Origin of the sequence: Nostoc sp. FACHB-190 (assembly GCF_014696905.1) — a bacterium.
In the GTDB taxonomy this organism is placed as follows: domain Bacteria; phylum Cyanobacteriota; class Cyanobacteriia; order Cyanobacteriales; family Nostocaceae; genus Nostoc_B.
In genome coordinates, this window is sequence record NZ_JACJQW010000033.1 from 25704 (window position 1) to 38402 (window position 12699).

Sequence of the window (12699 nt, forward strand, 5' to 3'; positions counted from 1 at the left end):
TTCGTCACCAGAATGTTTGTCAATCTTGGTGCTGACCCAAATCGGCTTGTTTTGGCTGCTCATTTCTTCTCCCTACACCCCACACCAACCCCTTTTGGGCTTGGGCATAAAAACTGTCCGTCATTAGCCGCCAGAAATATACACTTCACCTGGGTAAAATCATCGGTTGATTTGGTATTTTCATCCTTTAGAGGTAGAACAAAAATTTTTTCAATATGATTAGTTTGACTGTTAAATGTCAGGACTACTCTCTTAATTTTGCCTCACCGTTGGTCTACATATATGAGATTGCTTCACAAGCTAATAGAGTGTGTTGCTGCATCCCAAAGAAGGTATACATTACCACAAGTTGGCCTATTTAATTGTAAAATTTATGAGTAGCGACTGCCTAATTGCTGGCATTTTCTAGAAAATATACGGTAAAAGCTGCAATTATTATTTTTTAATTGGAGAAAAAATACTTAAATTTTTCCTTTATAAAGGATATAAATTTTACGTAAAAATACTAAGTTCAATTTGCAAACAGTGATATTATCTGCTGAAGTGAGCTTTAGCTGTTTTATAAGTACGTTTGAAACGGTCATTTTGTTAATGACCGTAGCTTTCTGTGTCTAATTTTATTTTTGTCTGTAGATTTTGAGTTCCCTATTCAGTCAATTAATTGGCTATTTCAACTTAAAAAAGCTAGTTAATATCCATAAGGTTAATAAAATCATATTTGTTAACTTTCAAGATTCAAAGGCAAAGAAAGTTGAGGTGTTTGGTATTGCTTGCGATCGCATTACTCAATCCAGACTTTTGAAAATTGCCAAAGATGAGCAATTATCTCAAATTTTTTGATTAACTTTGGCTTTTTAAATTAGGAATTCAAAATTATGAATAATACTTACATCCTCCATAACAATCTAGTTGTCCAATCTCCCTTGAGTGTCGAACCCACTATATTAGTAGCCCTAGAACAAGCTCTGGTTTTGGTACAGGAAAGATTACAAGCTTTTGCCAATGAACCAGATTTTGCTCAAAAGATGGCGATAGCTTTTGGGGAAAAAACTGAAGTTGATTTACTAAAAACAGCATGGTTGTCAGAGGATTTTAGTGTTATTCCTCAGATAGCAATCCGCAATGCAGCAGATATCAATGGTGCAAATGGGGCTTATGGCGCATTTACTAATAAAATTTACTTGTCTTGGGAGTTTTTGCAAGCGAATCAGGCAAATCCAGAGAATCTTGTTGGGTTGTTGCTAGAAGAAATTGGACATCTAGTTGATAGTGTTTTGAACAATAGTGATAGTGCTGGGGATGAGGGAGCGATTTTCTCGGCGTTAGTGCAAGGGGAAAGTCTTTCTAGTGGGCAGTTGCAGTCTTTAAAAGCAGAAGATGATCATGCTGTAATTACGCTGGATGGTCAGGCTGTTGAGATTGAACAGCAAGATTTTATCGGCACGGCAGGTAATGACAATATTACAGGAACAGCCGGAGATGATTTTATTCAAGGTTTGGGTGGTAATGATATCCTGAATGGGTTGGCAGGCAATGATACCCTCCGTGGTAGTGGCGGGGATGACCGAGTAACAGGCGGTGCAGGCAATGACATCGTAGATGGTGGCGATGGTAACGATAACTTAGGAGTTTGGTTTGACCGCGAAACCATCGAAGTCGATACATACATTGGTGGTGCAGGAACGGATAGACTCGCTTTCACTTCTGGCAGTTCAGGTTTGAGCCTCAGTTACACCGATAGCAATGGGACTGGTACATTCTCCACAGGGGGAACAGTACAGGGAGTAGAACAATTTGATTTCCAAGGTGGCGCAGGCAACGATAACATCAATGTCAGTGCTTCCAGTTATGCGGAGTTGCGTGGTGGTGGCGGCGATGACACCCTCGTTGGTGGGACGGGGAATGATGTGCTTTACGGTGAAGCAGGCAATGATACTATCATCGGAGTTAATGCCAACAGTCCCAACCCAGGAATTGGTCAACGAGATAATTTAAGCGGAGGGACGGGTAGTGATCTTTTTATCTTAGGCGATGTTGCTAACATTTACTATGACGATCGCAATACTTCTACTAATGGCAGTAATGATTACGCCATCATTACGGACTTCAATCCACTGGAAGATAAAATTCAGTTAAAAGGATCTGCCAGTGATTACCGTCTAGAAACTGCTATTAGAGTAGGTACTTCTACAAATATCTTTGTTGATAAACCAGGCGATGAACCTGATGAACTGATTGCTGTTCTGGAAAACGTTTCTGGTTTAACTTCTAGCTCTCCTGCATTTGTTTACGTTATACCTAATAGCGAATTACAATTTAGTGCCAGTAATTTTAGCGTCAATGAAAATGGGGCAACAGTAATTCCAGTAGTAATTACTCGCTCTGGAGGGAATCAAGGTGCTGTTAGTGTCACTCTTACCTCTAGTAATGGGACTGCAACTGCTCCGGCTGATTATAATAATGCTCCTGTAGTGGTCAGTTTTGCTAATGGAGAAACCAGTAAAACTGTAAATATACCTGTTATTAATGATTCTCTCCAAGAAGGAAATGAAACTATTACGCTGACTCTATCTAACCCCACAGGAGGAGCAGTTTTAGGTTCACAAAATACCGCGACGCTGACTATTATCGATGATGATGTTTTAGTGCCAGACTATGCAGGAAATTCTTTAAGTACCGCACGGGATATCAGCATTCTCAACGGTACACAAAATTTTAGTGATTATTTAGATGTAGTTGATAAAGATGATTACTATCGTTTTGAACTGCTTAAAAATAGCACATTTGACCTGACACTCAATGGTTTAAGTGCTGACGCTAATGTTGAACTACTCAACAGTGCTGGAGTAGTTATGGCTAGTTCCATTGCTAGTGGGACAAGCGCAGAAACCATTAATCAAAGTTTAAATGCAGGTGTTTACTATGTTCGCGTTTATCGTCAAAGCGGTCAAACTAACTATAACTTGAGTGTCAAAGGAACACCTATTACTACACCTTTTCAAATTAATAGTGTCACACCTGATACTGGCAGTAATGCTGGACAAGTCACACTAACTATTAGAGGAAATCAATTTACCAACGCTGCTACAGTTAGCCTCATTGCTCCCGATAATACAACTCAAACCGCAACAAATGTAATTTGGCAAAATGACACAACTTTAATAGCTACCTTCAATCTAGGAGGAGTGAGTGCGGGTGCTTATGATGTGCGAGTCACAGATACGGCAGGAACAGCAATTAAAAATGATATTTTCAAAGTTAATACTACTGGACAAGGACAGTTAGAAGCTTACCTGAGCGTTACACCAAGATTACGTCCCTGGAATATTGGAGAAGTCACTGTTACTTATAGAAATACTGGTAATACTGATATTCCCGCGCCTCTGTTTTCCATCACCTTATTATCTGACAGTAAACTGGCGAAATTTATTGGTACAGATGTTTCAAGTTTTACTAAGGGAATTGTAGGGGCTGTTAGTGGAAATGGAGGTGGTGGAGGCGGTGGATCTCTCAATCTTCCTTCTGCTATTGACCTTGAAGCAGCAGACACGGCAACTTTTTGGGGTTCCGGCAATCAAGGAGATGCTAGAACCCTCTCGCCTGGGGAAAGTGGAACTTATAAAATCTACTTCTCCCCAGCCCCTTCACTCGGTTTTAGTGGAGGTGGTGGTGGAGGCGGTGGACAGGCCGTTGGTGTTAAACCTGAACAAGCAGTAGGCGGAATCAATTTTTCTCTCAATGTAATTCCGCCAGGGAGTTCTAATAATCCCATTAATTGGAATGAGATTAAAGACAGCAATAGGCCTAGTACAATTCCTGTTGATGCTTGGGATGTAATTTATAACAACTTTATAACTGCTCTGGGCAATACAGTAGATAGTTACCAAAAAAATCTAGGGGAAAATTCTAATTATTTGGGTCAGTTAGGAGAATCGACAGATGATATTTCCCAACTGCTTGCCTTTGAATTGCAACAGGCTAATAATTCTCTGGGTAATGGCATTTTAGCCAGCGATATTGATGCTGCTGCGCCAACACCTGGTTTATCACTTACTTTTGGTCGTACTTATCCGCAACAAATCTCTTCTCGTTTTATAGTTGATGATTTTGGGCGGGGTTGGACTCATAATTGGGACATTGTAGCTACTACAGATACTAATGGCAACGTCACCATTACCAGTGGTGGTGCAGCTCGTTTCTTTGAGAAAAGGTCAGATAATAGCTATCGCTCTCAACAAGGTGATTATGGGACTCTCAAGCTTGAGTCAGGGGTGTATCGCCTGGAAGAACAGGGCGGTTTAGTGCAAGGTTTTCGGAGTGATGGACAACTGGAGTATGTTGAGGATACCAACGGAAACCGCATTACATTAGGTTATTCTGGCACTCAGTTAACCAGCTTAACTCACTCGAATGGAGATAAATTTACCCTCACCTATAACGCTCAAGGTCGCATTGATAAGCTGACAGATCAAGCTGGAAGAGTTACAACTTACACTTACGATGCTACAGGTGAAAATTTACTGAGTGTTATAGCTCCAGAGGGGACAACGAATTACACTTATCAAAGTAGCACTTCTGGTGCAAAAGCCTATGCCCTGAGTCAAATTATTTTCCCTGACAGTACAAGAACTTTCTTTGAATATGACGCTCAAGGACGGTTAGTTGGGCAAAACTTGGAAGGTAATGCAGAATCTACTACCTATATCTATGACTCCACAGGTGGTGTGACTGTAAAAGATGGTACAGGCGCAAGTACAAAAATATGGTTAAATGACCAGGGACAAATTGCTCGTTCTCAGGATGCTTTGGGACGACTCACTCAGTTTGTTTATGATGATACTGGTAATTTAACTAGAATAATTGCTCCTGAAGATACGATTTCTGCTTTTACTTATGATCTGCAAGGTAATCTCCTCGCTTCTGTAGATCCTTTAGGGCAACGGGTGGATTTTAGTTATGAACCTAATTTTAATAATTTAGCTACCGTTCGGGATCAGCGAGGAAATCTTACCGCTTATTCATACACGAATACAGGTAATTTGTCAAGCATTAGCTATGTCGATGGCAGTACAGAAACCTTCAGTTATGACGCAACAGGAAATTTGACTGTTTCTGTCAACCGTCGAGGACAGACAATTGAATACACTTATGACAATAGAGGACTGTTACTCAGCAAGAAATATCCTGACGGAACAAACGCTACATTTACTTATGACAATAGGGGTAATTTGCTCACTGCAATTGATGCCGATAGTAGCGTTTCTTATACTTACGATAATGCTGACAGATTAACAAAAGTAGTTCAAAATAATGGACGCTTTTTAGAATTGACTTATGATGCTGGCGGACGACGGACAAAAATGGTTGACCAAACTGGAGCAGTGGTTAACTACTTTTATGATGATGCTGGCAGATTATCAAAGCTGACTAACGGCAGTAATGAAACAATTATCTTTTGTACGATATAAAATCCGATTAATATTTACTTAACAATACTCTTCGATTATTTTGTATAATTTTATGTATCAATTTCGGTATTTAGAAGAGGCGCGATCGTCATACTCCGGTGTTCAAGTACCTCAAACCCTTGTTCTGGTGTTGGAAAAATTTCACTTAGTCCGCAAACCCACACAATGCAACAGCAGAAGCAACGCTCTAAGGGTTTTAGTCGATGAGTTTTGTTTTACCCAGTTAATTATCGTTGTTAGATAGCGAAGTGTTAGCGAGTCCGCGAGCGTCTAAACTCCTGTTTGACGTTCAATTGCTCTAAAGCCTGCACCATTAACGTATGCTTTTAAGCATTCTATTTTTTTCTCATCTGAGTATCCTTTTGGTGGACTGTAGACATCAATGAATTGGTGATCGCAATATGCCTGCTAGATTGGGAGAGATGCGTTCGCCCTGTCCCCTTAACTACCAGAAATCCCACTCCACTCCCTTAAAATGGGCAACACAAAGGTGATGGGCTTTCTCTGTTCCACTGTCACCCTGACGGTTGTGGTGGTTCCTGGGGAAATTTCTAACTCTGGTCCCGATGAGGATGACCATTTATAACCACTGACGGTTTTGGGGTCTAGTTTTAATTGAGCCATAGTTTCTATTTTCCCCCCTGCTTCCCCCATGATTGTTTTTACCACCTCCGGGTTTCCCACCACATAGTTAGCCCCTTCTGAGGTGACGGGGAAGGGTGTTACTTCTGTAATTTTACCGACAATCCCGCCAAATCTTGTGCGTTTGACCGTATCCGGTGTAATTAATATCTCCATGCCGGGGCGGATTTTCTTGCCATCTTCTACAGCGAAATAGGTCACACTCTTCATGTCTGTTGCTTCTCCCGTGGTTTGCAGGGTTCCTAAACGGGAACCGGGGTTTAAGTATTGTCCTCTAGTGGCGGTGAGTTCTACAATACATCCTGTGTGGGGACTTTTGATAATGCTGTTGTCTACGACTTCTTTTTGTAACCGGACAATGTTTTGCTGTATTTCCTGGATTTGATTGTTTTCGGTATTGGTGGCTTCGAGGTTGTCCTGTTCTAGTTGTTTACTACGTGTGTCTAATTTCTCTAATTCGGCGTTAATTTGGGTAATATTATTGAGGTTTTCTTGGTGTTTTTGTTGGAGTTCTGTTGATTGTACCCGCAACTGTTGCAACTGCGCTTGAATCTCCGAGATATTTTGGCGGGTTTGGCGATATTCTTGTTCTGCTTGTAACACCTGTTCTGAGGAGATTGCCCCTTGTTGTTGTAATGACTGTTGTTTTGTCAGTCGCTGTTGCAGGAGGGGGGTTAATTCCTGGGCATCTTTGAGCTTTTGCTGGAGGTTGCGACGCTGTTGTGAAATGCTATTTAACCCTTCTTTTTGGATGTGGGGTGTCAATTTTTGGGTATCTTGTAGCCGTTGTTGCAAGCTGGTGCGTTCTGCGGTGATAGCTGCGGTTTCTAGTTGGGTGCGTTGTTGGCGCACTGCTGTAGTTTTGGCTACTTGTTGTTGGAGTTGAGCGAGTTTATCCCGTTGCTGTTGCAATTGTTGCTTTTTATCCGAGGGGTCGATAATCCCCAGGATGTCGTCTTTTTTTACACATTGACTATTACGGATATTTAAGGATTGCAACTGTCCAGAGATGGGGGATTGTAGTTGTACGACGCGACGGGGATTGATGAGTACCCCTTTCCCGGTGACGGTGATGGGGATATTGCCAAAGATGCTCCAGATTACACCGAGAATTCCGAAGAAAGCTAATGCAGTCAATGGTAACCAATCTGTGGGGCTAACCACTTGCATGAGGGTGTCTAGCCGTTCTGGGGAAGATAAGCGATTGAGGGCTTGTTGACGAAAAATATGGGATTTTTTCTCAGGAGGCATTCGTTGGATTAACGAGGGATAATGACTTCACGGTGCCATAAATTTAACTTACATCATTCTCGTTTATCTTTTGACAATATCGGGAATTAATTCCCAGGAACCAACAAACACAAGGGTATGTAAACCCCTTGCTCAGGGAATTATTACCCTTGCTGTATTACCCCCAGGAATAATTTATATGTAAAACCCCAGGAAACTGATGAGGATGCGGTATAAGATTGCTGCTAAAACCCCGAAGGAGGCAATTATGAAGAAAGACTTAAAAACTTGAAAACCATGATTATGAAGTGGGTATTATCTGGTAATCAGTAACATTTTTGATAGGATGAATTGAACTAAATATATACCTCATATATACCTCCAAGTGCGTGTCAGAACTCCCACAGTCTTACAAATGGAAGCAGTCGAATGTGGTGCTGCTTCCTTAGCCATTATCCTTGCCTACTACAATCGCATTGTCCCCCTAGCGGAACTCCGCATTGAATGTGGGGTTTCCCGTGATGGTAGCAAAGCCTCTAACGTGATTCTGGCTTCTAGACGCTACGGAATGAATGCCGATGGCTTTAAGGCAGAAGATATAGAACAAATTAAAGAATTATCTCCCCCCTACATTGTCTTTTGGCAGTTCAATCACTTCTTGGTAGTGGAAGGGTGGAATAAACACTGGGTGTTTCTTAATGACCCCGCAACTGGTCCCCGCAAGATTACTTGGGAAGAATTTGACGAGGGGTTTACCGGGGTGGTGCTGGTGATGGAACCCGGTGATGATTTTGACCAAGGGGGTCGTAAACCCAGTGTGATTTTCGCCTTAACTGACCGTTTACGGGGTTCACTGGGGGCAATTTTATACAGTATTTTTGCTGGGTTTTTGCTGGTGCTGCCGGGATTAGCAATTCCTGTATTTATTCAGGTATTTGTAGACCAGGTGTTGGTGGAAAACCGCAGGGAATGGTTGCATCCTTTGATTCTGGGGATGATTATAACCACGGTATTTCAAGGACTACTCACTCTGTTACGCTTGCGGTATTTACGCAAGCTGCGGATTAAGTTAGGGGTGGGGATGTCTGCCCGTTTCCTGTGGCATATTCTGAGATTGCCTGTCAATTTTTATGCCCAAAGATATGCCGGGGAGGTGAGTAACCGCGCCAGTTTAAATAATAAAGTGGCACAGGTATTATCTGGGCAATTGGCAACCACGGTAATTGATGGGGTAATGATATTATTCTACGCGGCGGTGATGTTTGCCTATGATTGGGTACTGACTTTAATTGGTATCTGCTTTTCCACTATCAATGGCTTGGGGTTGCAGTGGGTAGCCAGACGACGGGTAGATGCAAATATGCGTTTAGTCCAGGATTGGGGGAGAGTTGCAGGGGTGAGTATTGCTGCACTCCAGAGTATAGAAACCTTGAAAGCATCGGCGTTGGAGTCGGATTTCTTTTCACGGTGGTCTGGTTATTATGCCAAAGCTGCCACTTCCCAGCAAGAGTTGGAAGTCATGAATCAAATGTTAGGGGTTTTACCTGTATTACTTACTTCCTTAACCACCATGTTTATTTTAGTGGTTGGGGGTTGGCGGGTAATAGATGGAAATCTCACCATTGGGATGTTGGTGGCGTTTCAAAGTTTGATGTTGAGTTTCCAGCAACCCGTGAATACTTTGGTAGAATTTGGGACTACCCTCCAGGAATTAGAAGGGGATTTGAATCGTTTAGATGACGTTTTGGGTAATTCTTTAGATCCAGAAGTGGAGAAGGGAAGCAGGGGAGCGGAGGAGCAGGGGGAGCAGGAGAGCAGGGGACGATGGGTGGAGACAAAGGGGACAATCCAAAATTCAAAATCTCAAATCCAAAATTTAAAGGGTTATGTAGAATTACGGAATATTACCTTTGGTTACTCCCATATAGATCCACCGTTGATTGAGAACTTCAATTTATCCTTGCAACCGGGACAACGGGTGGCTTTAGTAGGTGCAAGTGGTTCTGGGAAATCCACTCTGGCGAAACTTATCTGCGGACTTTATCAACCTTGGGAAGGGGAAATTTTCTTTGATGGAACCCACAGAAGCGAGATTCCGCGAGAGGTATTGGCGAATTCTGTGTCCTTGGTGGAACAGGATATATTTCTCTTTGGGGGTACAGTGCGGGATAATTTGACCTTATGGAATGGCACAGTCCCAGATGAAGATTTAGACCAAGCTTGTGAAGATGCGGCTATCCTGGACGCTGTAATGGCAATTCCGGGGGGATATGATGGGGAGTTGCTGGAAGGGGGAGTAAATTTAAGTGGGGGACAAAGACAACGGTTAGAAATTGCTAGGGCTTTGGTGAAGAATCCAGCAATTTTGGTGATGGATGAAGCGACATCTGCATTGGATGCCCAAACAGAAGAAATTATTGTGTCAAATCTGCGTCAACGCAAGTGTAGTTGTATTTTGGTAGCCCACCGCTTAAGTACAATTCGAGATTGCGATGAGATTATTGTGTTGTCTGGGGGGAAGGTGGTGCAACGGGGTACTCATGAGGAATTGTGGGAAGAGGGGGGAGAGTATGAGAGGTTGATTCGTTCTGAGGAAGAATGACTCAAGAGAATGGTTGTTATGTTTTACATACAGGCAGTGTTGACAAATTTTTCTGAAAAACCCAGTTTATTTTTGCGAAAAGTACATATAGTTAACTGTAATAAATTATATACTGCTATTCACCAACCTGATTTGTAACTAATTAGGAGAATATTTTCGTGAAAAATCAAATTAAATTGGTCTTCCAAAACCCCAAAACATCTGTTATTCCCTCCACTCTCTCTAAACTTTCGTTAGTGGAATTGGACAATGTTTCGGGGGGTTTCCCACCCAATGCCTACGATTGGTGTCAACCAACGCGGACTTGGGTGTTGCCAGGTACTTGTCGGAAGGGTGGACCAGGAGGTTGGGAAGCACCGTAACTTTGAGAGACGACGCTTAAGCTTAAGTCAATTTACCACAGACCGTTCCAATAAGGTCAAAAGAAGCGTTTTCTATAGCTCTATAAGTTTATAGGACTGAATTTACCTATATAGTGTGTCAGTTGCTGGGAGTGATTTCAATAACTGGCACTACCTATCAAGTCAAAACTCAACTTTGGTGGTTTGAATGGTGAGGTGGGTCAGTTTTTCTATTTGAGGCATCTTTAGAAGATGATATGCGATCGCGCAACAACGAAACTGTAGTTGTATTTTGGTATCTCACCGCTTAAGTACAATTCGGGATAGTGATGATTTTTTTGTTATCAGTAAGTAAGACAGTGCAATGGGGAACTTATGAGGAGTCATGGAAGTCAGAAGGAGATTATGAAATCTTGATTGTTTCTGAAAAAGCATAACTCAATAAAATTGAGTTTAATGCTGTATTTACAGGCATTATTAGCGAATTTATTCCAAAAATAAAGCTTTCTATTCCTAAAGATAGACATCAATGCTTGTAAAAAAAGATACAATAGTTTTGTTAACTTTATTTGCAACTGCCAACGGAGAATATTTTCGTGAAAAAGCAAATTAAATTAGTCTCGCAAAAACCCAAAACATCTGCTATTCTCTCCGACCTCACTCAACTCTCATTAGCAGAATTGGACAATCTTTCAGGTGGTTCTCTTCTTGGGGTCGGGTGTGATTGCAATGTTCCAAGTAAGATACCGTGTCCTTTTGCTTTTATATGTCCTTAAGTGCTGGGACTGCTAACCTCTGGATGTAGAGAACTGCCATCTTAGCATAATAATCAAATCAGGACTTTACCACAGACTGTTCCAATAAGGTCAAAAGAAGCGTTTTCTATATATCTATAGGTTTATAGGGCTGAATTTACCTATATAGTGTGTCAGTTACTGGCAGTGATTTCAATAACTGGCACTACCTATCAAGTCAAAATTCAACTTTGCTGCTTTGAATGGTGAGATGGGTTAGTTTTTCTATTTGAGGCATCTTTAGAAGATGATATGCGATCGCGCAACGACGAAACTGTAGTTGTATTTTGGTAGCTCACTGCTTAGATACAATTAATTCGGGGTAGTAATGAGACTATTTTGTTCTCAGTAAATAAGACAGTACAATGGGAAACTTATGAGGAGTTATAGAAGCTAGAAGGAGATTATGAAATCTTGAGGTTTTGTGAAAATATTTTCCATCCTACTTGTATCCTTAACTAATTGTATGTAGCCTAGTTTTAAATTGATATTATTTATCTGGGGTCTTACTTTTTTTAGTTTGTAGCTGTTGCCAAATTCCTAATACTAATTAACTAAATAAACTAGTCTGTTTTATATGATTTCCATATTTGCCGAAACATTGAATACTTCAGTATTAGTAGGGATAATTTTTGTTCTCACTGGTATTGCCAAGGTAATAGAACCGTGGAAATTTATCGGGCATATTTCTAAACTCAAACTTCTGCAACCCCAATCAAGTCAATTTGCAGCTTTAACATTTACTGCTGTGGAATCTGCTTTAGGAATTGCTCTGATTTTAGGGGTGTTTCCATCAATCATAATTCCTATCAACATTCTGTTATTAATTGGGCTAACAATTCTCACTTACTGGAGTACTTCTACTGGACGCACGGAGGATTGTGGCTGTTATAACGGTTGGTTAGATATCACTCCTACCCAAAGTTTAATTCTCAATTTTGTTTATATTGCCCTATTAATATTTGCTGCTGTTTTTTGCAACTATCAACCCACATTTTTATGGCAGTGGATGCTAGTATTAGCAACCCTAATTACTAGTGGTGCTTTAGCTTCTGGTTCCCTGGAATATTGGATTAAGAATCATCGCCCTTATATTGATTTATCACCAGTAAAAATTAACCATTACTGGCAACCAGAATGGTTAGGAGAAGATTCGGATTCCGAGTTAATCTCTGGTTCCCATCTGATAGTTTTTTTAAGTCCTCAATGTCCCCAATGTAAGAAATGGTTGAATGTCCTCAAGGTAGTTCACTATCGGGATGATTTACCAGATGTATTAGGAACAATTGCTTTAACTACTGTTGACGAGGGGCAAGAATTTGTTGATGGTTATGATTTGAATTATCCCATAGTGGCAATTGAACAAAAACAACATCAAAAGTTAGGAATTAGCTTTTTTCCTACTGCTATTCTCTTGGAAGATGGAGTGATTAAGGATAAATGGCTGGGAGTGATTCCAGAATATTTCATTGAGCGCATTCGTCAGGGAGATTTGAGTTATCCAACCGTGAATAAAGAAGCGCAAAAAGTTGAAAATGTTGTTAAGTCAAATTAATGTACATAACTCTTACCAGTAGCTTCTCAGTGGTAGTTGTTGGGGGCTCTTATTTTTACTTCCTCAC

7 protein-coding genes and 1 pseudogene are annotated in these 12699 nt (G+C 41.0%); 6 read left to right on the top strand and 2 right to left on the bottom strand.

Annotation, left to right across the window (positions count from 1 at the left end; translation table 11 throughout):
• Nucleotides 1-636 precede the first annotated feature (636 nt).
• From H6G28_RS27275 to H6G28_RS27285, 3 genes are read left to right on the top strand one after another with little or no spacing between them, the layout of a single operon-like run.
• Nucleotides 637-840: a hypothetical protein gene (locus H6G28_RS27275; RefSeq protein WP_190675645.1), complete on the top strand. Its 204-nt coding sequence runs from the start codon at nt 637-639 to the stop codon at nt 838-840.
• 35 nt (nt 841-875) lie between these two features.
• Nucleotides 876-5468 (top strand): Calx-beta domain-containing protein, encoded by a 4593-nt coding sequence (locus H6G28_RS27280; RefSeq protein ID WP_190675646.1) that lies wholly within the window; start codon nt 876-878, stop codon nt 5466-5468.
• Between the two features lie 52 nt (nt 5469-5520).
• A complete protein-coding gene (locus H6G28_RS27285; RefSeq protein ID WP_190675648.1) occupies nt 5521-5712 on the top strand; it encodes a hypothetical protein in 192 nt (63 codons plus the stop codon).
• A gap of 29 nt (nt 5713-5741) precedes the next feature.
• Here H6G28_RS27285 and H6G28_RS27290 read toward each other — a convergent pair.
• A pseudogene (locus H6G28_RS27290) lies at nt 5742-5867 on the bottom strand (IS1 family transposase); the annotation flags it as partial.
• A 42-nt stretch (nt 5868-5909) separates the two neighbouring features.
• On the bottom strand, nt 5910-7361 hold the full coding sequence (locus tag H6G28_RS27295) for an NHLP bacteriocin system secretion protein (RefSeq protein ID WP_190595175.1): 1452 nt from the start codon (nt 7359-7361) through the stop codon (nt 5910-5912).
• Between the two features lie 394 nt (nt 7362-7755).
• Between H6G28_RS27295 and H6G28_RS27300 the strand changes: the two genes are divergently transcribed.
• The 3 genes from H6G28_RS27300 to H6G28_RS27310 all read left to right on the top strand — a co-directional run bounded on the left by H6G28_RS27300 (nt 7756) and on the right by H6G28_RS27310 (nt 12632).
• A complete protein-coding gene (locus H6G28_RS27300) occupies nt 7756-9942 on the top strand; it encodes an NHLP family bacteriocin export ABC transporter peptidase/permease/ATPase subunit (RefSeq protein ID WP_199332949.1) in 2187 nt (728 codons plus the stop codon).
• Nucleotides 9943-10100: 158 nt separating this feature from the next.
• The gene (locus tag H6G28_RS27305; protein ID WP_190595173.1) at nt 10101-10304 is read left to right on the top strand and encodes a hypothetical protein; all 204 of its coding nucleotides are present in this window, start codon (nt 10101-10103) and stop codon (nt 10302-10304) included.
• Between the two features lie 1350 nt (nt 10305-11654).
• On the top strand, nt 11655-12632 hold the full coding sequence (locus tag H6G28_RS27310) for a MauE/DoxX family redox-associated membrane protein (protein ID WP_190595172.1): 978 nt from the start codon (nt 11655-11657) through the stop codon (nt 12630-12632).
• Nucleotides 12633-12699 lie beyond the last annotated feature (67 nt).

What these genes read in the sequence shown, in the direction of transcription:
- H6G28_RS27280 (WP_190675646.1), top strand. Translation starts at nt 876, where the DNA reads ATGAATAATACTTACATCCTCCATAACAATCTAGTTGTCCAATCTCCC.
- H6G28_RS27285 (WP_190675648.1), top strand. Translation starts at nt 5,521, where the DNA reads ATGTATCAATTTCGGTATTTAGAAGAGGCGCGATCGTCATACTCCGGT.
- H6G28_RS27295 (WP_190595175.1), bottom strand. Translation starts at nt 7,361, where the DNA reads ATGCCTCCTGAGAAAAAATCCCATATTTTTCGTCAACAAGCCCTCAAT.
- H6G28_RS27300 (WP_199332949.1), top strand. Translation starts at nt 7,756, where the DNA reads ATGGAAGCAGTCGAATGTGGTGCTGCTTCCTTAGCCATTATCCTTGCC.
- H6G28_RS27310 (WP_190595172.1), top strand. Translation starts at nt 11,655, where the DNA reads ATGATTTCCATATTTGCCGAAACATTGAATACTTCAGTATTAGTAGGG.